We start from the raw sequence: 21,721 nt of genomic DNA on the forward strand, positions 1-21,721 counted from the left end.
AGAGGGCCGCTTTCAGCGGACCTCGCCAGAAACCCCGCCCCGATTTTCGGCACCAAGACCGGAAGGGGCACACCACAAGGAGGCCAGACATGGCTGCTAAATTCGATCTTTACGCCCACGTTACCGACAGCATCATTGCCAGCATCGAGGCAGGCACCCCCGCTTGGCGCAAGCCGTGGACCGGCGAAAAGGGCGGCGCACCTTTCCCTCTGCGTAGCAATGGCGAACCCTATTCCGGCATCAACGTGCTGATGTTGTGGCTTGCTGCCGACGCGAAAGGCTACCGCGCGCCGCGTTGGTTCACCTACCGCCAAGCTCAGGAAGCAGGCGGGCAGGTTCGCAAGGGCGAAAAGTCTTCCACCGTGGTCAAGTACGGCACTTTCGAGCGCGAGGACGAGGCGACCGGCGAAGAACGCCGCCTGCCCTATCTGAAGGCATACCGGGTTTTCAACGCAGAGCAGATCGACGGCTTGCCCGCTGAATATCACGGAACCGCAGCCGAAGAGGCCCGCGACCTTGGCACCGAAGCCAACCCCGAACTGGACGCCTTTTTCGCCGCGACCGGCGCAGAAATCCGCACCACCGACGAGCCGCAGGCCTATTACATGCCGAGCGAGGACTACATTCACATGCCGCCGATTGAGACCTTCCACGACGCGGCAGGTTACTACGCCACGCTTGCCCATGAGGCCACGCACTGGACCGGCCACAAGACCCGCCTTGACCGCTTTTCCCGCTTCACTGACCGCAAGGCATATGCGTTCGAGGAGCTGATCGCAGAAATCGGAAATTGCATGGTGTGCGCCCGTCTTGGACTTACCCCCGACTTCGGGCAGTCCGGCGCTTATATCAAGGGCTGGCTGCGCGCCCTCAAGGATGACAAGCGGCTGATTTTCAAGGCTGCGAGTGAAGCCCAGAAGGCCAGCGACCTTTTGGTTAAGGGCGAGAACCGGGAAGCAGAAAAGGCCGCAGCGTGAGCGGCGCCCTTACCCTGCCGTGCCTGTCCTGTCGCAAGTGCGACAGGACGAACCCGCCGGTCTATTTTGCGCCGGTGGCGATCGAGGGCGAAGGCTCTTGCATCTGCTACGCTTGCGCCGAGGCACGGCAATGGCTCGACGGAGACGGTAACTTGCGGCCCGGCATTGAGCTTTGACCTTTCAGCCCTCGCCAGACCGGCGGGGGTTTTTCATGGTCCAGGTGCCAGATTTGACGGGGCCGGGACCACGCTTGCGCGCGGCCCCGGCCCCGCCCGGCGCTTCGCGCCGAGCCTGCTATCGCAGGCGCCTCGCTATCATAAGCAGGTGAATGGCATGGGCTCGCCCAGCTCCACATCGACAGCGGCCTCGCCCCGCGAGACCGTCACTGTCTGATGGATGCGGAACCCTTCAACGAGGGTTTCCCACTCCACCGGGTTTGCCGTGGCTTTCCCGAACCGACCATGCACCAGTTCCGCGTTGACGGTGTTGCCATCTGGAAAGCTGAAGCTCACCTTGGCGGACAGATCGGGATCGCCGCCAGCTTCGAGCAGCACCGCGCTTTCCGTTGTTCCGTAAACCGTGTTCGGATCGCAAACCAGAGAGACAACTATGTTGCCGTCGGTGGCGCGATAGAGATCGACGCCACGTTCATTCTCGTGTTCCCACGCGCTCGCAATCGCGGATGATGCGGAGAGCATAATTGCGCTAAAAATCAGTGTCTTATGATGTTGCATAGGCTGCCTCCGTTTCGGACGCAGCCTATCATTATCACGGTGAAAGCGGAAGTTTATTCAATGGCTTCGGCGGTTTCCGCCCACCTGTTCTGCCACAGGTCAAAGGTGGCAATGGCCCGTCCGTCCGGGTCTTTCAGCGTGACCTCTCCGTGGGTCTTTGGGTCGCGCATGTATGCTGCGCCAAACTCCCGGAGAGTATCAGGGCTGGTAGAGTAGACGGTTCCCAGGTTGCGCCCCTCATCCTCGGCCGAGATCGAGAACATGGCTGCGCTACTCATAGATGACGTTCTCCCTGCGCCCGTCTTTCCAGCGCGGCAGTTGCTCGCCGGTGTTCCATTCATAGAGCCACCCGACGACTTCGCGCGTCGTTGCATCGAGGATGCGTTTGATTGCCTTCGCTTCTAGTCTTTTCTGTCTCGGCACGATCTTCACTCCGTTTTTCTGCATCACGGAGCGCCCCGTTCCCGCGTAACCTTCACAATCGAAGGGAGGGTAAGCGCCCGCTTACCCCTGCCGAGCGGCGAGCGTGAGAGGATGGGGGTGAAGCTAAATCGACAGGGTTGGTGCGGCCCGCAGCCGAAGGCGAGGACACGGCCCTGTCTATTTTGCTTCAGGGGGAAGGAAGCCTAAACTCCTTCCCCCTTCAAAGAATGGATGCGACGCGGCTTGCCGCGTCTTCTAGCCCTTCTTCTGTCGGAGCTCTTCGATCACTTCATCAAGGCAAGTCCAGAACAAGGGCTCGAATTGGCCGCGGACCATTGCGCTGTCAGATTGGAGGCGTAGGGGATCATGCTTCTCTCGCAGATCGTCCAGGATACTTGCCGGAAGGCGTTTCGTAGTATGATACCCTTCACGCATCGGAAGCCGGTCAGCTTCGGGCTTTTCCACGAACTTCGCCTTCAGCTCGAAACGGGCTGTGGCGCGACGACCGGCCAGAATGATGACGTCGCGAGCAGCGAGCCCCTGCCCTTCCAACGCATCTAGCTTCGCACCTTGCTCGACTTTGACGGCAGCATCGAGCCGAGTTTCCCGCTTTTCTTCTATCTTCGATTTCCGGGCGGGCTTTTCAGTCGCGACCGGCTTGCTCTTCGGGGCCGGATCGAGGGTCGAGGGCTCAACAGGCGTAGGTGTTGTTTCTTCCACCTCGGGCGTTTCTGGCTGGCTGGATTGTTCGGGTACTTGCAGCGCCGCATCCACCTCGTTTGCCACAGGCGTTTGAGCTGGTGAGGCTCTTTCGGAAGCGCCTGCGGCAAATGTGCTGGTGCCTTCACGCGGGCTGGTGAAGTTGGTCGAGTAATCCGGGTTGTGGCCCTGAATGTTGGGGCGCTTCTTTCGTGCCATCATGCACCCCCCAGAACGTCGTTAAGGATCGCTTGTGCCTCTTCCAGCGCCTCGTCGTAGAGCTTCGCGTGGGTTCTCAGGAGGGCAACTTCGTTGTTGCGCCGGTCTTCAGCGAGGTAGTGTAGGAACCCTTGGCTTGCGGCATCCTTATGCTGTTTGCGTTCCATGAAGTAGTTTTCAACCACGGGGAACGATTGAACGGCCTGAATTTCAAGCTCCTTTTCCACCTTGTTCATCCGGGTTGGAACGCAGGAAAGGACAACGTGGAAGGTCGGTAGGTTCTCGGGATCTTCGGTGCGCTGGCGAAGATCGCGATACCACCCATAGGTGTCTTGGGTAATCTCCAAGTCGTCGTTCGAGATCATCATCGGAACCACAAGAACGTCGCTGAAGGCGGCGAGGTCATCAGCCCACGCACCGGCAGCGCCGAGGGTGTCAACAAACACATAATCGGTTGAGCCCTCTTCCCACGCCTCTTCTGTTCTCGTCTCGAAGGCTTCAGGCGTGGCGAGCTTTTCGATCGAGAAATTCGGATCGCGGATTTCGAGCTTGGTTGCCCACCGGAACAGAGCTTGTTGAGGGTCCGCGTCGAGGACGAGGCATTTCTTGCCTTGGCTCATCGCGGCGCTGGTCAGGGCGCGGGTCAGCATCGTTTTCCCCGCGCCACCTTTCCGGGTCATGATCGTGATGACTTTCATGTTTTCGTTTGGCATTGCCCGCCCTCTCGTCGCTTGTCGCTTGTCCAGTGTTACGGGTTCGGTGTTCTGTGCCACTTGTCCCGTGTTATTTGTCCGTTGTCGCGTGTCCCGTGTGGACGGTCAAGTGTTACCTGACGCTTGTTGCGTGTCCCGTGTCGCGTGTCTCGTGTCGCTTGTTGAGTGTCCGGTGTCGCGTGTTATTTGCACATTGCTGCGTGTTGCTTGCTGCCTGTCATGTGTCCGTTGTTGCGTGTCAACTGTTGCTTATCCTCTGTCCTCTGTCCTCTGTCCTCTGTCCTCTGTCCTCTGTCCTCTGTCCTCTGTCCTCTGTCCTCTGTCCTCTGTCATCTGCCGTTGTCGTCTGTCCTCTGTCGCTTGTCGTCGGTCGGGTGTTAATCGGTGCGATGCAGCTTCGGGCATCTGGTGGAGCGGAGAGGGGCGCATCCTGCGGCTTGCGGGGATGCGCGCCGATGGAATGCCGCCTGCATCTCGGTCGTCGGTCGCAAGTCGTGAGGTGCCCAGGAGCGCCGGAGAGCGCCGCTGGATGGGCATCTCTGGTTTTCGAGGGGGTAGGCGCGGCGAGACGCTTGGGGCGTCTCACTGGCGAATTTTTTGTGGGGCCGGAGCGGCGCGGATCGAACCGTGGGTTCGATCACGGCACGGCAAGCCGTGCCTGATGCGGAATACAGCCGAACTTAACGGGTTCGATTCAATCCGTGATTGTCTCGAACCCTATTCGTCTGTATGAAGGTGGCAGGAAATAAGGAGGCTATGTTCAGTATGTCGTCGCGCCGCAGATTGTCTCGAGACGAGCGCCTTGAGATCATCCGCGAGAGCGGAAAAGGCGCGTCGGCAAAGGCACTTGCGTCAAAGTTTGGCGTCACTGAGCGGACGATCTTCTACACGCTTCGGACTGAAAAAGAGCGGCGGCGCGAGAACAGCACTCGGACCCGCCAAGTGAACGTCTCTCTGACCGACGAAGAGCTGAGAGACTTTGATGCCCTGCTCGGAAAGCACGGGATCACTAATCGCGCGGAAGGTTTGCGCCGCCTGATCCAATGCGCGAACGGCGTTTTTCAGCCCGACGAACACATGGTTTCCGAGCTGAATGCCTTTCGCGCGGCCCTCAATCGCGTCGGCAACAACGTCACGCAGATCGCCAAGAGGATGAACGAGGCGAACAAGAAAGGGATGCGTCCGAGCTTCGGGGAGGGCAGTTTGGCTCAGATGCGAAGCCTTGCCGGGTTCGTCTTAGACTTCGCAGACCAGGTTCATTCGTTGGCAGAGCGGCGGCGTAGCCACCTTACCCTGACCGTGAATGCTGCCCTGAAGGATTTGGCCGATGGCGAAAAGTAACGCTGTCGCCCAGGTCACGGGCGAGCTTTTCGAGGACGGTTGGAGCAAGGTCCGGGGCTCGATGCAGGGCCTTGGGGCGAAGCGGAACCAGATGGTCCGCGCTGCAAGGGGTGGCCGAGCGGCTGTCTTCAAGGCGATCCGGTCAGGCGGAACCAAGACTAAGAGCGAGCTGAGGAACCAGCTCGAATACTTGACCACCAAGAGTTCGCACATCGTTGATAGCCGGGGCGTTCTTGATGGGAAAACCCGGCTCACTGCTGACGAGATCAAGAGCGTAGCAGACCGTTTCACCGAGCGTTGGGACAAGGGTTTCAACCCGAAGATGGGGCACACGACCCATCTTCTCATGTCGTTCCCGGTTGGCACTCGCGGCAGCGATGTTCGTGACATTGCCAGCGATGTTGCCGAGCGGTTCTTCGCAACCGAAGATCGGAATTTCGACTATCTGATCGCAGTCCACGAAGACCGGGCACATCCTCATGCTCATGTGGTCTTGAACCGTCGGTCCCAGGAAGGCGAGTTTTTCTATCTCGGGCGGGATCACCACTTCAATTACGACGATTTCCGCACGGCCATGGTCGAAGAAGCCGAGAAGTATGGCGTGAGCTTGGAAGCTACCCGCCGCCTAGATCGGGGTGTCGTGACCTATTCGCCGCGGACCAGCGAGGTCTACGCCGCGAAGAAGGAGGGCAGGGAGCCGGAAGGGCGCGCTCGGGTCGGGCGCGATCTGGACCGGGCGCTCGCAGAGATCGCAAGCAACACCAAGGTTTACCGTTCGCTGGCCGCCGAGGCGTCGGCCGAGAACCGGGAGGATATTTCAAACGCCTTGTTCCGTGCCGGCGAGATGCTGGCGCGGGGTGGGCACCTTGAACAGACAGGAGAAGTTTACATGGCCGACCAAGAGTCCTTTGACGACCTGAAGAGCAGTTTTGCCGAGCGTATGGAGCGTGTCGAGGCCATGGTCGCCAGCACCCCCGAAGCGCAGAGGCCGCAAGAACAGGCCCGCCTCAACCAAATCTATCGCGGTGTCGAGCATATGCAGCCGCTTGGCACTCGGTCACACACCCTCAGCGAGCCGCCTACCGAGGGCGGCATCTATACCGAGGACAACATCAACCGCGAGGCGCTGGCCGGTCTGCGCGAGCCTCAGATGCGGGCGCAGATCGAAACTGCGCTGAGAGGTACGGGGATTTCGTCTGAGGCTGTCGTTTCCCGGATTGAGACGACCGCGAACAATGCTGCGCTCGAACGCCAATGGCTGTCGGACGACTTGCAGAAGATCGCCCAAACGAACGGGCTCAATCTCGAACGCCGCGAGGATCTTGAACAAGCATCTGATCGGCTCGACCAAATTCATGTTCAGCTCAGTCAAGCCTTGGAGCGAGGGGAAATTCTACGCGGGAATGACCTGTTCGACGCCGACGAGACAGATGACGAAGCGTTCGCTGAAGTGATGCGCGAACAGGCTGCGACTGAAAGCTACCGCGAGCAGGTAGCAGATCAGTTGAACACCGAGGCTGGTATCCTTCGGGAAGAGCGAGAAGGCATTTCCGCACGCGAGGCAGAGACCGTTGCTGAGGTAGAGCAGGGGGTCCGCGCAGAGTTCGACGGACCGAACACTGACTATGCCAAGTTTGAGCCGCTGGTCATCAGCCGGGATCGTGCTGCCCAAGGCGAGAACGGCGTCAGTGCAAATGCGGAGCTGGCAACAGCCTTCACCGAGTTGGCGAAGGAGCGCAGCGAAGGAGCCATGTCGGCCGAGGATCAGCAGCGTGCCGACGCCCTGTTGCGCGACACCGCCAACCGCTATGGCGAGCAGATGCGGGACGGCTTGGCGCGTGAAGACACCCGCGAGTTCAAAGCACACGAGCATGAGGACTTCGAGGGCTACAACGCCCAGGTCGAGCAGTTCGAGCAAGAACGTTTGCGCGACTTCGATGAGGCAATCCGTCCCTACGCGGTCGAGGCCGACAACGAAGGCGGCGTTTCTCATCAGGCTCACATTGAGCAGTCGAGCCTTGACCGCATGAGCAGCCGTATCCGCGACGAGCTTATGTCTGCCGACCAATCCGAGGACTTCGACACGCGCTATGATCGCGTGCAAGCCATGTCCGAGAACGGCCAGATCGAGGCGATGGCGCGGGAGCGGATTGCCAGCGAACAGGCCGACTATCTCAGGGATAAGCCAGAAATCCTGTCGTCGCCGGACCTGATCTATAGTGACCAACCCTATCAGGAAGCGATTGTTGACCGCGACCTATACGACCGGATCGAGACGGAGGCCCGGGCGGCAGGGGTCGGTGACGCTGCCGATGCGAAGGTCGCTATCTCCGAGGACTTCAAAGCCCGGTATCCGGACATGCCCGATCATCTTGCACGCGGTCTGGGCCAGACTTACGCCACAGCTATGAGCATTCGGGACAGCGAGAGGGTTTCCGAATTTGCAGATCAACGTGACCTGACCAGCACCGCCCACAGCCCCGAGATCGAGCGCGTCATTGCCCATGAGCGCGACGACAAGATCAATCCGACCTTTGCTGACGAGGCCAGCGGTCGCGCTTATCGTGAAGAGATCGAGCGGGAGCTTGATGACGAGCAGATCGCCTCGCTCAAGGCGGGTGATGCGGATGCCTTGGAGAAGGTCATTGATGACCGGCTTGAACGGCTCTACGCGGCGAAAGCCTACCTTCAGTCTGACGAAGCCACCGCAAACAGCGAGGCCACCCGCGAGGTCATTTCTGAAATCGCAGACGAGGAATATGACGCTCATCGCCTGAAGCACGTCCAGAACCACAGCGAGAAAGGGCAGACGCATGGATAAGGGTAAGATCGCCCTCGGGCTGTTTCTGGTCACATTGGTTTTCGCCATCATCGGGTATGTGGCGGCAACCGCATGGCTGACCTACAGCGCCAGAGGGTTGTCGGGGCTGTCGTCCGAGATCGACTTTTCTTGGTTGGCACTGAACTATCTCGACATGCGGGTGTATCGGCCCGACGACTTCGAGAAGGTCAATCTCATCATCGGAGGTTTCGCCTTAGTGGGCCTCCTTTTGAGTGCTGTCCTGTCAGGGACCGCGCTCACGCGGTTCGGTATGACCCATTGGCAGAGAGCCGGGGAAATGGCGAAGAATGGTTTCTTCGGTAAGCCAGGAACCGGGTTCATCCTCGGGAAAATGGGCAAGCCGAAGTCGCGCCGGAAGCTCATCACGTCCCAGGTTTTTCCTCACGCGCTGATCGTTGCACCAACTGGACGAGGGAAAACCTCGGGGTTTGTCATACCCAACCTGCTGACCTTCAAAGGGTCTGCCGTGGTGCTGGACGTGAAGGGGGAGAATTTCGAGAATACGGCTCGCCACCGCGCATCCCAAGGCGACAAGGTGTATCGGTTCGCACCGACCGATTGGCACGATCGCCGGAGCCACCGCTACAATCCTCTGTTGAGGATCTTCGAGCTTGATGATCCTGACCGGAAGCAGATGGAGCTTCAGCTTCTTGCTTCGCTTTTTCTGCAAGCAGATAGCGACCGGGTGCAGGGGCTCTTGAAAGGCGGGATCGACCTCTTTGTGGCTTCCGGTCTTCTGGCTTTTGAGCGGGGCCGCCCGACCTTGGGAGAGATTTACCGCATCGCAGCCTCGGGCGGGAACAAGCAGAAAGAGTTCATGCAGCGCCGGGACGAGGTGAAGAACCGCGCTGCGAAGCTCATCTTCGAGCGGCTTGCTTCGACCAACAACGACACGCTGACCTCCTACGTCTCGCTGTTGATGACCTCGGGCCTCGATCAGTGGAGCAACCCGGCGATTGATGCGGCAACGGTTGAATCAGATTTCGACTTCCGGGCGATCCGAAAGAAGCCCTTCACCGTCTACCTGGTCGTCGCGCCGAACATGGTGAAGCCGATGGCACCGCTGATCCGGCTGTTTTTCTCCGACCTAATTTCCTCGCTGCAAGACAAAGAGCCAGGGAAAGACGAGCCGTGGCCGGTCATGATTATGCTGGACGAGTTCAACCGTCTCGGGAAGATGCCGATTGTCGTGGAAAGCATCGAGACCCTGCGTTCCTACAAGGGCCATCTGGCTATCGTCACACAAACGATCCCGGCGCTGGACGAGATTTACGGGGAGAACACACGGCGGGCGCTGCAAGGCAACGCCGGTGTGAAGCTCTATCTCACGCCATCGGATGAAAAGACCGTGGAAGAATTGAGCAAGGCCGTAGGCAAGACCACGAAACGGGTTGTAACCCGGTCGCGCTCGATTGGCCGCAACCCGTTCGAGGGGCGCAGCATGTCGGAGCGCACAGAAGAAACCTCGCTCTTGCCAGAGGACGAAGCTCGACGGATGCCACTCGATGACATTGTGATGGTCGTGGATGCCCAAATGCCGATCCGGGCGAAACGCATCAAGTATTACGACGATCCGTTTTTCAAGGCGATCCACGGCGCGCAGTCGGGCGAACTGCCGTTCCCAGAACGGAGTCTGAAGCCGAGCGAACCAGCCGAGGCCGAGGCTCCGGCGCCGCAAGAGCCGACGCCGCCGGCACCCGTGCCCCAGACGGCCGAGGCGGCAAAGCCAGCACCCGAGGAAGCGCCGGCACCGGCCAGCGCGCAGGAAACGGCCGAGAACCTCACGGTGAAACAAGCCAGTGACAAGCCGCACCGCGAAAAGCTCAAGACCTCGCGGCGCAAGAAGTCGAAGGCGGTGACGCAGGCCACGCGGGACATGGACGAACGCCAACGGGAGTTCGACCTTGCCGAGCAGCAGCGTTTCGATTTGCGGGGGCCGTCGAAGGCGACCGATGCGGACATTGAAGCTCTAAAGAAAGCCGACGCGGAGCTGGCAGACTTGGAAGCGTCCCTTTCCGCAGGAGAGGGCGGTGCAAGGACAGCAGCCGTGGGCTGAAAGCGATCATTGTCCAAAAGTAAGAAGGCCCGCTCGCGCGGGCCTTCTTCATTTCTTGAGCCGTTCGGAACGCTCGATCATCCTCTGGACTTTGGCACCAACAGAAGGCGTCCCTTCGCGACCGCGTTGAAGAGAGCCGAGCGCCTGTCTGGCGCGCATACCCGCCAGCTCCGCACCAGTGGCCGTACCGACCGAGGCCCGGTTTTGCACCTGTGCACTGCCCATAGCTGCCCGAGTGAATGCGTAGCCACCGCCCATACCCGCCGACATTGCAGGCATAACGATGTTCCCGGAAATGCCCCTGACGATAAATGGCGTGGCGACGATGAACCCTTTCGCCATGAGGACCATCATGAAGAACGGTATCAACGCACCGATGCTTGATGCGTCTGCCGGATCACCGAGGCGGGCGATCAGGGCTTGGGCGACGCCAACAATCGTCGCGAAGATGCCAGCGATGACCACCGGATAGATCGCGAAAGAGATCACGGCAGACAGCCAACGGGCAAAGTAGTCCTTCGTCACCTCAAACATGGTCAGGAAGATCATGACCGGGGCCATGCCGATCAGCAGAGAGATCATCAAGCGCGACGCCACCATGAGGAATGCCGCCAAACCGCCGAGGATCGAAAGAAGGAGAACGCCGAGTGTGTCCAACAGGGCACCCGCCATCCAGTTTAGGTTCGAGCCTGCCGCATTCAGGTATTCCCCCAGCTCTTCGATTAGCTGGTCGAACTCTTCCGAGAATGTGCCGGATGGCCCAGGTTCACCGCCTCCGACCGATGCGACGAGGGAACCGGCGATGCTGTCGATCCCGCTGAGGATTGCGTCAGCCAGCATATTAAACTCGGTCCAGTTTTGCGCGAACAGGGCGATCAAGATTAGCTTGACCACGAGCCAGAAGGCGGTCCTTCCGTCAAGTGTCCGAACCTGAAAGATCATGTTCAAAAAGATCATGATGATGACGAGCGTGGCCGAGACGGTGAGCAAGGTTCCAACCGTTGCCGCGACCGCGCCAAACTGCGTTTCCGCCGCTGAATCTAGGTATTCTTCAGCCGTCGAGACAAAGAAGGTGACGATGCTCATTTGGTGTCACCAGTTGCCTTCGGCTTTGCAGATCGGTTCAGCCGCCCGGCGATGGACGTTGGCTGTCCTGCGATAGTCGGAGGTCCGCGCAAGAATTTCGTGACGGCCGAGACCAGCGTAGTTGGCAAAGTAGTAGTCCGAGGCAGCAGCCCAAGATGGAAACCGTGTCGAGCAAGAGCAGTCACCAGTTTCCACCACCGCCCCCAAGCTCTGCGCGCGATACATTTCCTCGACGAGATTGACCTTGTGCGCGTCCTTCACGTTGAAGTCGATCATCCAATCAGGCTTCGCAGGCCGGTCCCCGCAGATGCGCGGTGTGTCGTCCAAGTTGGGCACGAAGTTGGCTGCCGCGACTGTGGGGGCCAACAGAGTCATCGACAGGAGGATATGTTTCATCATGCCGCGTCCTCCTGCGAAGCCGCGGCTTCATCGAGCTCGCGCTTCAAGAAGACCATCAGCTCGCGGCTGCCCAGGTCGCACGGGACTACCGAGACGACTTCCCAGCCAGCAAGACCGAGTTCGCTCAGGGTGTCGCGCATCTTCACACCGTCGCGCGCGGACCCGTTTTTGAAGGTCATTACTTCGTTTTCAAACTGCTTCATTGCTCGCTTCCTCGTGTTCGTTGCCCGGTAGGTAAAACTCCGTGATGCCGCGCTCGCCGTTGTGGCGACCAGCTTGAATGATGACGTCGATCGAGCTTTCGATATACTGGATCATGTCGGCGTAGCTCATTGGCACGTCCGTCTTCAGCGCAGCGATAGCAAGCCTTTGCACTGCCAATTGCGGCGTCTCGGCATGGAGCGTGGTCATTGAACCACCGTGGCCCGTGTTGATCGCTTCGAGGAACGTCATCGCTTCGCGACCGCGCACCTCGCCCAGAACGATGCGATCCGGGCGCATTCGCAGCGTTGAGGTAAGCAGCGTGTCAGCCGACTGGATTTCAACGTCGCGGTTCGAGATCAGAGTCACGACATTCGGTTGTGTCGGCAGCAGCTCGGCCGCTTCTTCGATTGTGACGATCCTCTCATCATCCCCAACATAGGAGAGGATTTTCCGGGCCGCGACGGTTTTGCCGGTCGAGGTGCCACCGGAAACGATCATATTCAGCTTGTTCTCGACGCAGAATTTGATCGCCGCATAAATGTCGCCGCTCTTGACCACCTTGCGCAGCTCTTGGTTTCGCTCTTGCCGCACCCCTTCCAAGCTGCGCTCCGAGCCGTAGAGATATTGAAGCTCAATGCTATCCAGAGGCAGCGTCGAGAAGAAGCGTAGCGAGATCGACGTGCCGCTCTGTACGGCGGGCGGTTGAATGACCTGCGCGCGGATAGGACGGCTCCGATAGGCGATACTAACCGAGACAATCGGCTTTTCTTTCCCGATGCGCGAGTTCGCACCCCCGGCAATCTGGTTGCCGAGGTCTCGAATTTCGGTCTGCGTCAACGTCACGTCCAAGCGCCGCATGGAGTGATCGCCCTGAAACTCACCCCAAACGCTGCCATCCGGGTTGATGCAAATCTCGATCACGTCATCCCGCGCTGCGTCTGGCAGCTTGTCGAGCGATGCCTGAAGGTAGCTGGAGGTGTTCATTCAAAAAATCTCCAGGTCCCGATCCACCATCACTGTGATGCGCGACCCTTGGTCGACGTAGATCACCGGGCCGAGCGAGAGGTATTCGCTCATGACGTTATCCGTCGCGCTTTGAAAATCGTCGCCAACGTCTTCAGCCGCGTCAGAGGCGGTGTCGTCGTCAATCTCGGATGCAGCGACGCTGGGCACCGCCCCAAGAAGCGAGATCAGTGCCGCAGAGCCAAAGCGTTCACCGAAGCGGGTATCGACAAAGCCGCTCACGCCGGAGCGCCCGAGTTCGTCGCCGCCGAAAGAGCTGATTTGAACGGTCTGGTTATTGGGCAGGATGATCCGGTCCCAAGCGACGGTGACACGCTGTTGGCCCACATCGAGGCCCGAGCGATACCGCCCGATAAGGCGAGAGCCGCGAGGGATCAGCACTCGCGAACCGTCATAGGAGTGCACGTCTTCGGAAATGATTGCCCGCATTTGCCCCGGAAGGGAGCTGTCCAGGGCCGTTTCCGTGACAGCTTGGATCATCGTGCCTTGAACCACGGTGTTTGCGGGGTTGGCGATGACTTCTGCCTGAGTGACCTGTGACGGTGTTGCGCCGTTCATCACGAAGTCGGTCACAGCGCCAAGGGTTCTTTCGGACATTTCGCTGCCATCGTCGCCACCGGCGCCGCTGTTCCCGAACGCGACCATAGGCGAGTTGATGCGGGCCTCTTGGAACGCGGCTGCTTCCTCGCGACGGCGTTCGAGTTCGGCCAGGCGGGCGTCCTCATCGGATCGCCCCGGACCTGGCCCCATCGGGTTTTGTTGATCGAGCCGTGCGATTTCGAGTTCCGAGCGGAGACGTTGCAGCTCGCGGTCGCGTTCTGCCATATCCGCCTGATACTGTTCTCGAGCCTCGTCAGACGCCGCCTGTAACGCTTCCATCCGCTCTGTCATCGCTTCCATCGCGGCTGTCGTGTCGCTGGTATCTGGCGAGGGGGCGTTACGCATTTCTTCGAGCTGAGCTTGAAGAGCGGCAAGCTGTTCCTGCAAGGCAGCGTTCTCGGGGCGTTCGACTTCGACAATCTCGGGGTCCGGCGGGGCAGGGGGCTCAAATGGTGCAATCTCACCAAACCCATCCCCCTCAGCCTGAAACTCGGCCGGTTGCGCAGTCTCCATAGTAGGCTCAGGCTCATCCGAGGGGATCGCCATGTAGGCAACCAGTCCAAGGGCTGCGATAGCTGCGACACCTGCAATTGCCGCCTTTGGCGACGGCTTTTCGCGCGTACTGGTGGTGGTGCCCTTGTCAGCTTCGAGCGCAGAAAGCCGCTCTTCGAGATCCTTTTCGTCGCTCATGAGCCCATGCCTCCTGCGGTGTTTTCTTCGATGCAAACGATGGTGTCGCCAAGGCGCAGAACCCATCGGCGGTTGACCCCAGAGACGCGAAGAACGCCGTCTTCGACTTGCTGGCTGTTCACAGTTCGCTCGCGGCCGGACGAGTATTGGAAGACGGCAGGGACCGGAGCGTTCGGCGCGAACCGGAAGTAGGTGAACGTCCCATCGTCCCAGACCGAGACCGGGGTGATTTCCGTCTTGCCGCTCGCCGCATAATTATAGTTGGGCGCTCGCTGCGCGACGGCATTGGTCGGACGGGCGTGAGACTGCGGGTATTGGAATTGCACCACGTAGTAAGTGGGCGACGAGGACTCCGTGACGTTGAAGTAATAGCTGCGCTGGTTCGTGTAGACGGTGATGTTTGTGCTGACCCCGCGCGCCAGCGGCTTAACTGCGAAGGCCCGGCCGCCAGGAACGCCGTCGAGCTGAAAACCCTCGGTGTCGCCTGCAATGATCGAGCGGATGGTTTCGCCCTGTCCAAATTCGACAGAGGTAACGTGCGTCAAACTCACCCGGAGGCGATAGACCTGCCCATCGGTGTAGGTGGCAATACGGACGCGGCTGTCGTGACTGCCTGCCCGCGGGTTGCTTTCCGCAAAGGCTGGTGCAGTTGCCAGTGCAAGTGCGGCAGACAGAATGGTGGTTTTGAGAAGTTTCACGTTAGTTCTCCAATCTGTCCGAGCGGATCGCGTATTCCGTGACCGTGAAGCCGAAGGGGTTCGACCAGACCTCATCAATCTGGCGGCGCTCTTCAGGCCGGAAGTCATACATGAGCGTCACCGTGAAGAGGCCGGTTTGCGTCCCTTGCTGGGACGCGAGACGCTTGCGGAGGCGGACGGTCGCGCGGTTGTTCCCAATCCGGTTGATACTCAGGATTTCGACATCGAGCCGCGCATCCGGGCCGTAGACGGTCGGGGGATAGTTCGGGTTCGCGCTGTTCCAGAGCGACCGCACGCTTTCCTCGGCAGCGCCGTCCGACATAGCGAGGATGCGACGCACCCGCACATCGTTGTCGAGTTGGTTGTACGTCTCGCGCTGCGTGACATAGCGGAAGACCTCAGCCTCGATTACGGCCTGATTTTCCGTCACTCGCACCGCTTCGACCGCCGCATTCGGCAGGGCCATTCCGGTGTTGGGATCGTAGGGCACGACAACCGGCGGCGGATCAACATCGAGGATCGCGACTGTCGCGGCCCCGAGGCACCCGAGAACACCGAAACCCAACCCGACAAAGGCCAGCTTCTGCCAGAGCTGTTCCCGACGCCGTGCGCCGAAGATCAGCTCTTCCTCAATGATTTCTTGATCCTTAGCCACTTGCCTGCCTCGCTTATTCTGCCGAGAGATCGGGCATGGTGAAGTCCATGAAGCGATCTTCTTCTGCGCGGTCTGCTGCCTCGATGACGCCAGCTTGCCCTTCGCCAACGGCACCCACGGACATGAGCTGGGTAAGGGCGACCAGAGCGATTGCGTTTTCAGCCGTGACGCGGGTGTTCAGGTCGATGCTGTCTTTGAGGGTTTCCATTTCCCCGATCATCCCGACTAAGCGGTCAACACGCTCAAGGGATTGGCCTGCTTCGTTGTAGCTGTTCTGGCCTGCGGCCGAGACCATCGCCCCGGTGGTGGCTGCGGTGGCGACACGCTCAGCACCGCCGTTCCCGCTACGAGCCATCTCAGAGAGGGTGTCTTCATCGAACCCAGCCTCGGCCAAGACCCGCTCCATTTGTGTGCGGATTTCCCCCGAGCCCGAGCCGGTCAGCCCCGACCAATCGCCGTTTTGGATCGCGGCAATCGTGTCGGTAATGTTGCCAAACTCCTGATCGAGCAGGCCGTTGAGCCAATCTTCCATTTCCGTCTGGATGACTTCGGGAAGGTCGGCCAGGCCGGTCAGCGCGTCGTAAGTTTCCTGAAGCTGGGCGTATTGGTCTTGGAGCGTCTGAAACTGGTCTTGCAGTTGGAGAAGCTGATCGTTCTGAAGGATTTCATCTTCGATCATCTGCTGAAGCTGGCGGATTTCCTGCGCAATGTTCTGGGTGTCTACAGTGGGCACCCCTTGCGCATAGGCGGCAGGGGCCGTGAGCCCGAGAAGCGACACGGGGGCTGCGGCCAAGCCGAGGCCGAGGAAACCAGCGGTTACGATTTTGCGGACGAGCGCGCGGATCTTCATCATGGACAGCTTCATCAGTCCAAATCCTCCATGTCGAAATTCATGTATTGCTGTTCGCGCTGCCGATCGGCGGCGAGAGCAACGAGGTGGGCACTGGCCGTGCGGTTCCGCGCGGCCCGAAGTCGGGTCAGGTTGGCGACGAGCCGGGCAACTTCCGCGCGGGCGTAGCTGTTCAGCGCCATCGCTTCTTGAACGTCCTGCGTTTCACCGATCCGCTGGACGATGTTGCGAAGGCGAGCAGCCGAGGCTTGAACCGTCGTCATCGAGCTATTGCCGTAGAGGGTTGCGTTGGCTCCGGCGAAAGAGAGGTTCGAGTTCGCCATCAGTGCCGGGTCGATTGTGCCGACCGCATCGCCGCCGCCGCCGAGCGCGAGATATTCGTTATATTTCGCCGGGATCACTTGGACGTAGTGCTGGGTTTCCTCGAAGGGTGGCACACCGCCGTAGTTCTGCACGTTGCCCGGCCCCGCGTTGTAAGCGGCAAGGCCATTGATGATGTTGCCGTCGAACATGGCGAGCATCTGGGCGAGATACCGAGCGCCGCCTTCAACCTGCAAATAGGGGCTGTCGTAGTAGGCCGGGTAAATCCCTAGATCGCCAGCGGTCGCGGGCATGATCTGGGTCAGCCCGAAGGCTCCGACCGGGGAGCGAGCGCCAATCGAGAACCGGCTTTCCTGCCAGATCAGGGCTTGGAGCATGTAACGCCATTCCCGAACGGAAAAGCCAGCTTGGGAGACGCCGGACAAGCCATGCGTCTCTGCCGCGACCTGAATAATCAGCTCTTCGACATTCTGTGATGCGTCCCCGAACATCTGCGCCCCGGCTGGGTTGCTGTCCTCGGGGTCGAAGACCACATCAGCCGACTGTTCCGGCGCGTCCCCGTCTTCGAGGTCCGACACCATTTCGGGGATGCCCTGACCGCCAACGCTCGTCTGCGCATCCAGAATTTGTTCCAGAACGGCAAGTTGCTGCCGCTCGATTTCATTGATCGCCTCTTGCACCGAGAGAGTTTCCCGCTGGATTGCGAGATCGCTTTCCCGATGAGCGTTCGATGCCTCGTTGCGGATAATCAGAGAGCCATCCACAGTGGGCACGCCCTGCGCGATCGCGGGGCTTGCCAAGAGCATCGCGGCGACGGACAGGCCGGCGCGCTTAGCCATCCCGGAAAAGGTCAGTGCGGCGTTCTCAGCCATCACCAAAAACCTCCGACCCGCTGAGGGGCGTGAAGACGCACGGGGCCGATTTCGTGGAGATACGAGCGCGCGGCGCAGTTTCCGGCGTTGCCAGGAACGCCATGCTGTTTGAGCTGCGCGTGACGCGATCAAAGCAGTTTGCCTCAGAGGGTTGATACTCCGCACAGCCCGCCAGTCCGAGACCTGCGATCATGAAAAGGATTGCGGTGGTTTTCATTCGACCCTCCAAAAATCTTCGCGCTGGCGGTAATCGGCACCCACCAACTGTTCACCTTTTTCCATCCCGCCGAGGACGGTTAGGAGCGGCCCGAGGGCGCTCAGATTTGCGTTGATGCAGACCGATCCTTGGTCATCACGGACCAGTCCCAGCCGAGACGCAGGGCTGGATTCCAGAAGCACGGAAAGCTCTTTCTCGTGCAGGTTCAGCATCTCGTAATCGGATGCCTTGGCCCTGATGTTCGGAAGAAGGATTTGCGTGGGAACCGCTTCAACGATGGTCTTCCCGGTTCGCGTCTGTTCGAGCTGGCTGGCGTATTGCGTCATCATCACGACGACTGCGTTTTGCTTCCGAGCTGTCACGAGCCAATTGGAAAGACGTTCCGCGAAATAGCCGTTGTCCAGTGCCTTCCATGCTTCATCAATGACGATGATCGTTGGTTTGCGGTCCTCGATGACACGCTCCACCCTGCGGAATAGGTAGGACAAAACCGCCATCCGCTCTTTCTCGCTTTCGCTGTCCAGGATGCCGGTTAAGTCGAAGCCGACAACCTCGCCTTTCAGAGAGAAGGTGTCTTCTTGGGTCTGTCCGAAAATCCACCCATAGCGGCCTTCGGCGGTCCATTCTTGGAGCCGTTCGTGAAGGTCGCCGCCATCGTCAGCCGAGACGAACAGGGAGGCCAGGTCGTGCCAGTTCCGTAGGTTCTCGTCGCTGGCCGTCGCGTTCTGGCGCACCACCTGTTGAATGAGGTTTGTTTGTGCGGGCGTCAGTGGCTTGTCACTGCGATGAATTAGGGATGCCAGCCAGTCGGAAAGCCACGCCTGCCCGCGTTCGTCTACTTCGGTCCAGAGCGGGTTGAGGCCGGTAGCTTCGCCAGCCTTGATCGAGGAATAGCGCCCGCCGTTCGCACGAACCGCCATTTCCATCCCGAGGCGATAATCGAAGACGAAGACCCGAGCGCCTGCACGTCGAGCTTGGGTCATCAAGAACGCCGAGAGGACGGATTTGCCGGAACCGGGACGGCCCAGGATCAGCGTGTGGCCACCTGTCGGCTCTTTGTCGGGCGAACCCTGCTCATGGTAGTTGAACCGAAACGCCGAGGACTCGGGCGTCGGGAACATGGAGATCACCTTTCCCCAAGGCACCTGATCCGCGTTCTTTCCGAGAGGGGTGCGGTGGAAGGCAGCGAAGTCCGCGAAGTTCCGGTTCGTCACTGCCCCCTTACGGCTGCGAGCGTGAGCGTTGCCGGGGTGCTGCGCAAAGTAGTGGGTCGCGCTGGCGAAGCCTTCCGAGACCAAGTTCACGCCCTCAGTCGAAGCCGTGTTTTTGATTTCACCAGCGATGTTGGAGAGCTGTGTTTCGCTGTCCGCGAAGACAGCCACGGTCATATGGTGATCGCCGAAGCTGAGGCGCTTGGACTCAAGATCATCAAGAGCGGTCGGCAGTTCATCGGTCAGAGAGAATGCGCCATCGCTGGCCGAGGCCCGCATCTTCATCATCCGCTTGATGCGGCCTGCCATCCAATTGCTGTTGATCGGCGTGAAGCTGTGGGTGACGATCATATCGACCGGCAGGTTCAGCTCATCGAACATCGTGCAGTGGGTTTTCTCGGGATAGTCCTTCACCGCGAAGATCGAGCCTACACGCGAGCCCGTCGCCCCTTCGGACAAATAGAACCTATCGCCTTTGAACGTGACGCGAGTGTTCGCAACGTTTTCCGAAACGATGCTGGTCGGTGCACCTCGATACAGGGGCAGCTCTTGCCCGGTATTCAAAGCGCCCAGGAAGCCGAGCAGTTCACCGGACGGCTCATCAAGCAGTCGCGGGTTCATGTCCGAGAATGAGGACATGAGAAAGCGTACAATCTCCTGAAGCCGCGCAAGTCGCTTTTCCGTCTGTGCGCGCAGAAGCTCCACGGACTTCGCAGTCCGAAAGGGAAGTTTCGAGCCTACTGCCGGACGGTGCAAAACCGTCAGGGTTAGCGTCTTGTCGCGCAGTTGGCTGTCACCGAGGGATCGGCGCCAACGATGATCGACCGCAGCCGCGAAAGTATCACCTTCCACCGGGTCGAGATCCACGTTGATAGCCTTGGAAACCTTGTGAACGCAGAAGGAGCACTCAGGACCGATCCGCGCGATGACGGAGGCGAAGAGCGCGCGGGTCCGATCCAGGTAAGCGTCATCCGTTGTGTCGCTATTCACACCGTCCAAGCGGATGCACTGGAAAAGCTCATTGCCGCGCGTCCGAACCGTTCGCTCGTCAACAAGGCTGATGTAGGGAAGCATTTTGCCGAGCTTCGCTTCCCGGCTAAACCAAGCCGGGAGCAAGCTGCGAGCGTCATAATTCGTATCAAGGGGCATAGCTGTCTCCGCCGTGGATTTTCCGGTTCACTGTCGGGCGGGTGACTTGCAGCGTGGTCACGACCACGTTCAAGAAATTTTCGTCCCAATCCGCTGCCTTCCAGAGCAGGGGGTAGGTCGCCGCCGCGATAGCGACGACCAACCAATGCTGAACCCAGACGAAGATCAGAACAGACCCGAACAGCCAGACCATTGCGTACATGATCGGCAGCCCAAAGAGCTTGGGGGGCCGCACTAAGCCAAGGAAGAGACGAGACTGTTCTGCCATTTTCGAGGTTCCTCAGCTCGTCCAGATTGCTGCGACGATCGTGGGCGCAGCCGCGATGCCGGCGATCCCGACCAAGACCCACATGGCTTGGCGCAGGTCGATGATGTTGAAGAGCCAGGACAGGAAAACGGCGATCACGGCGAGGGTGCCGATCACGATGCCGAGGGGGCCTGTGATGGCGTCAACAATGCCTTGCAGCATTGCCTGCACCGGCGACAGGTCGATGCTCTGCGCCAGTGCCGGTTCCGCCACAACAAGCAGTACCCCGCAGAGCGCGACGAGCGCGTTAATGTTAGGCTTCATGAATGTTCTCCTTCGAGCCTGTTGAAAACGGCCAGCACGCGGCTGACGTGGTTTTGCGTTTCCCGGAAGGGTGGGATTCCGCGATGGCGCGCGACCGCATCGGGGCCAGCGTTGTAGGCTGCCAATGCAAGTCGAGCGTCCCCGAAACGGGCCAGCATCATGAGGAGATAGCGGGCTGACCCGTCGAGGTTCTGTTGCCAGTCGTGCGGATCGACCCCGAGGTCGGCCGCGGTCGCTGGCATGAGCTGCCCCAACCCGATTGCACCCACATGGCTGCGGGCGGACGGGTTGTAGGCGCTCTCAATTTCGATGTTGGATTGGAACAGAAGCCGCCATTCCGTCACGGTCATGTCCGCGCGGCGCAGAGCCGGGTGGCTCGCATACCGGAGGGCTGTCTGGTCGATGGCGTTCAGGATCGCCGGGCGCGGCGTGACGGCGCGAGGCGCCACGGCTGCGACACGGAACGACCCTTCGTCTTCAGCTTCGGATTCCGTCTTTTGGCCTCCAAAAAGCATAAGCTCATCGGAGGCCGAACCTTGGCCCACGCCGTCATTGTAATTTCGGGAGAAATTGGATTGCGGGGTGGAGGCGCGAAGAGACCCGTCGCCTTCCATTACCAGCACCATGCCCTGAGAGAGAGCGGCAGTGCAGGAAAGCGTTAGGGCTGCGCTACTCGCTAATAGGTAGCTTGCCGCCGTTCGGTAGGCAGTGGAGGGCGCGACCGCCCTTTTGCATAGGTATGTGAATATGGTCGAACCCGAACCCGACAAGGAACGAGATAAGGCCGTTGGCAGTCTTGAAGAGACGCAAGGGGATTTCTTCTGGTTGTTTGTTCCACCGCCGACCCGGCACAAGGAGCTTTTCGACCGATCTATCCTCGGTGACAGCACGGATGAACCACTCACCATACCAGACGGCATTTTTGCGGAACGCTGGGGTTTTACAAACAACCTCAGCTTGATACCCCTGCTGCAAGAGGACCTTGAACTGCGTCTCTGTAACCACATTAGGCGCTTCTTTGTTTAGGTCTGTCCTCACGGTCGGCGCTTTCCTTTTGGCTAACGGACCGCGAACCCTTCTCGGGCACCACAGTCCTACGACATTATAAGATGGGAAGCAACATTGTAATGTTGCATGGCCCGAAGAGTTTTGGTCTAAGGCACCTTTACAC

24 protein-coding genes are annotated in these 21,721 nt (G+C 59.7%); 5 read left to right on the top strand and 19 right to left on the bottom strand.

All coding sequences use genetic code 11. The features are described from left to right. The first annotated feature begins 89 nt into the window (after positions 1-89). Positions 90-977: an ArdC family protein gene (locus tag BM171_RS17800; protein ID WP_093015731.1), complete on the top strand. Its 888-nt coding sequence runs from the start codon at positions 90-92 to the stop codon at positions 975-977. A gap of 314 nt (positions 978-1,291) precedes the next feature. Here the strand turns inward: BM171_RS17800 and BM171_RS17805 are convergent, their stop codons facing one another. The 5 genes from BM171_RS17805 to BM171_RS17820 all read right to left on the bottom strand — a co-directional run bounded on the left by BM171_RS17805 (position 1,292) and on the right by BM171_RS17820 (position 3,765). Next, complete coding sequence (locus tag BM171_RS17805) at positions 1,292-1,711, bottom strand: hypothetical protein (protein ID WP_093015734.1); 420 nt, start codon at positions 1,709-1,711, stop codon at positions 1,292-1,294. A 53-nt stretch (positions 1,712-1,764) separates the two neighbouring features. Then, complete coding sequence (locus BM171_RS17810) at positions 1,765-1,989, bottom strand: hypothetical protein (RefSeq protein WP_093015737.1); 225 nt, start codon at positions 1,987-1,989, stop codon at positions 1,765-1,767. After that, positions 1,982-2,161: a hypothetical protein gene (locus tag BM171_RS19055; protein ID WP_175497624.1), complete on the bottom strand. Its 180-nt coding sequence runs from the start codon at positions 2,159-2,161 to the stop codon at positions 1,982-1,984. The genes BM171_RS17810 and BM171_RS19055 overlap by 8 nt, the downstream gene beginning before the upstream one ends. A 228-nt stretch (positions 2,162-2,389) precedes the next feature. Beyond that, positions 2,390-3,052, bottom strand: a complete 663-nt coding sequence (locus tag BM171_RS17815) for a hypothetical protein (protein ID WP_139218745.1) — start codon at positions 3,050-3,052, stop codon at positions 2,390-2,392. Beyond that, on the bottom strand, positions 3,052-3,765 hold the full coding sequence (locus tag BM171_RS17820; RefSeq protein ID WP_093015743.1) for a ParA family protein: 714 nt from the start codon (positions 3,763-3,765) through the stop codon (positions 3,052-3,054). Before BM171_RS17820 ends, BM171_RS17815 begins: the two co-directional genes overlap by 1 nt. A 765-nt stretch (positions 3,766-4,530) precedes the next feature. Here BM171_RS17820 and BM171_RS17825 point away from each other — a divergent pair. The 3 genes from BM171_RS17825 to BM171_RS17835 are packed head-to-tail and all read left to right on the top strand — an operon-like array spanning position 4,531 to position 10,004. Then, on the top strand, positions 4,531-5,106 hold the full coding sequence (locus BM171_RS17825; RefSeq protein WP_093015800.1) for a ribbon-helix-helix domain-containing protein: 576 nt from the start codon (positions 4,531-4,533) through the stop codon (positions 5,104-5,106). Continuing rightward, positions 5,093-7,927 carry a relaxase/mobilization nuclease domain-containing protein gene (locus tag BM171_RS17830; protein ID WP_093015746.1) on the top strand — a complete coding sequence of 945 codons (2,835 nt, stop codon included), beginning with the start codon at positions 5,093-5,095 and terminating at the stop codon, positions 7,925-7,927. The genes BM171_RS17825 and BM171_RS17830 overlap by 14 nt, the downstream gene beginning before the upstream one ends. Next, positions 7,920-10,004 (top strand): type IV secretory system conjugative DNA transfer family protein, encoded by a 2,085-nt coding sequence (locus BM171_RS17835; protein WP_093015749.1) that lies wholly within the window; start codon positions 7,920-7,922, stop codon positions 10,002-10,004. Before BM171_RS17830 ends, BM171_RS17835 begins: the two co-directional genes overlap by 8 nt. Positions 10,005-10,052: 48 nt before the next feature. Here the strand turns inward: BM171_RS17835 and BM171_RS17840 are convergent, their stop codons facing one another. Genes BM171_RS17840 through BM171_RS17900 form a run of 14 tightly spaced genes read right to left on the bottom strand, consistent with a single transcriptional unit; the run spans position 10,053 to position 21,176 of the window. Beyond that, positions 10,053-11,090, bottom strand: a complete 1,038-nt coding sequence (locus BM171_RS17840; protein ID WP_093015752.1) for a TrbL/VirB6 family protein — start codon at positions 11,088-11,090, stop codon at positions 10,053-10,055. A 6-nt stretch (positions 11,091-11,096) separates the two neighbouring features. Further along, positions 11,097-11,489 (bottom strand): hypothetical protein, encoded by a 393-nt coding sequence (locus tag BM171_RS17845; RefSeq protein ID WP_093015755.1) that lies wholly within the window; start codon positions 11,487-11,489, stop codon positions 11,097-11,099. Further along, positions 11,486-11,692, bottom strand: coding sequence for a hypothetical protein (locus tag BM171_RS17850; protein WP_093015758.1), 207 nt, complete (start codon positions 11,690-11,692; stop codon positions 11,486-11,488). Before BM171_RS17850 ends, BM171_RS17845 begins: the two co-directional genes overlap by 4 nt. After that, complete coding sequence (locus BM171_RS17855; RefSeq protein WP_093015761.1) at positions 11,679-12,677, bottom strand: ATPase, T2SS/T4P/T4SS family; 999 nt, start codon at positions 12,675-12,677, stop codon at positions 11,679-11,681. The genes BM171_RS17850 and BM171_RS17855 overlap by 14 nt, the downstream gene beginning before the upstream one ends. Next, positions 12,678-14,006 carry a TraB/TrbI/VirB10 family type IV secretion system protein gene (locus tag BM171_RS17860; RefSeq protein WP_093015764.1) on the bottom strand — a complete coding sequence of 443 codons (1,329 nt, stop codon included), beginning with the start codon at positions 14,004-14,006 and terminating at the stop codon, positions 12,678-12,680. It abuts the gene before it with no gap. Further along, positions 14,003-14,704: a TrbG/VirB9 family P-type conjugative transfer protein gene (locus BM171_RS17865; RefSeq protein WP_425438962.1), complete on the bottom strand. Its 702-nt coding sequence runs from the start codon at positions 14,702-14,704 to the stop codon at positions 14,003-14,005. Before BM171_RS17865 ends, BM171_RS17860 begins: the two co-directional genes overlap by 4 nt. Before the next feature lies 1 nt (position 14,705). After that, positions 14,706-15,359: a VirB8 family type IV secretion system protein gene (locus BM171_RS17870; RefSeq protein ID WP_093015770.1), complete on the bottom strand. Its 654-nt coding sequence runs from the start codon at positions 15,357-15,359 to the stop codon at positions 14,706-14,708. A gap of 13 nt (positions 15,360-15,372) precedes the next feature. Next, entirely contained in the window at positions 15,373-16,224 is an 852-nt protein-coding gene (locus tag BM171_RS17875) for a type IV secretion system protein (RefSeq protein WP_245760331.1), read from the bottom strand. Next, entirely contained in the window at positions 16,224-17,336 is a 1,113-nt protein-coding gene (locus BM171_RS17880; RefSeq protein WP_425438963.1) for a lytic transglycosylase domain-containing protein, read from the bottom strand. Before BM171_RS17880 ends, BM171_RS17875 begins: the two co-directional genes overlap by 1 nt. Positions 17,337-17,394: 58 nt before the next feature. Then, entirely contained in the window at positions 17,395-17,619 is a 225-nt protein-coding gene (locus tag BM171_RS19060; RefSeq protein ID WP_175497626.1) for a hypothetical protein, read from the bottom strand. Next, complete coding sequence (locus BM171_RS17885; protein ID WP_093015773.1) at positions 17,616-19,979, bottom strand: VirB4 family type IV secretion/conjugal transfer ATPase; 2,364 nt, start codon at positions 19,977-19,979, stop codon at positions 17,616-17,618. Before BM171_RS17885 ends, BM171_RS19060 begins: the two co-directional genes overlap by 4 nt. Next, the gene (locus tag BM171_RS17890) at positions 19,969-20,247 is read right to left on the bottom strand and encodes a VirB3 family type IV secretion system protein (RefSeq protein ID WP_093015776.1); all 279 of its coding nucleotides are present in this window, start codon (positions 20,245-20,247) and stop codon (positions 19,969-19,971) included. The genes BM171_RS17885 and BM171_RS17890 overlap by 11 nt, the downstream gene beginning before the upstream one ends. A gap of 12 nt (positions 20,248-20,259) precedes the next feature. Beyond that, positions 20,260-20,550, bottom strand: a complete 291-nt coding sequence (locus BM171_RS17895; protein WP_093015779.1) for a TrbC/VirB2 family protein — start codon at positions 20,548-20,550, stop codon at positions 20,260-20,262. Next, positions 20,547-21,176 carry a lytic transglycosylase domain-containing protein gene (locus BM171_RS17900; protein ID WP_093015782.1) on the bottom strand — a complete coding sequence of 210 codons (630 nt, stop codon included), beginning with the start codon at positions 21,174-21,176 and terminating at the stop codon, positions 20,547-20,549. Before BM171_RS17900 ends, BM171_RS17895 begins: the two co-directional genes overlap by 4 nt. A gap of 121 nt (positions 21,177-21,297) precedes the next feature. Here BM171_RS17900 and BM171_RS18775 point away from each other — a divergent pair, with 121 nt between their 5' ends. Then, on the top strand, positions 21,298-21,576 hold the full coding sequence (locus BM171_RS18775; RefSeq protein ID WP_139218746.1) for a hypothetical protein: 279 nt from the start codon (positions 21,298-21,300) through the stop codon (positions 21,574-21,576). Positions 21,577-21,721 lie beyond the last annotated feature (145 nt).

The sequence above is a fragment of the Roseivivax halotolerans genome (genome assembly GCF_900115815.1).
Classification (GTDB): domain Bacteria; phylum Pseudomonadota; class Alphaproteobacteria; order Rhodobacterales; family Rhodobacteraceae; genus Roseivivax; species Roseivivax halotolerans.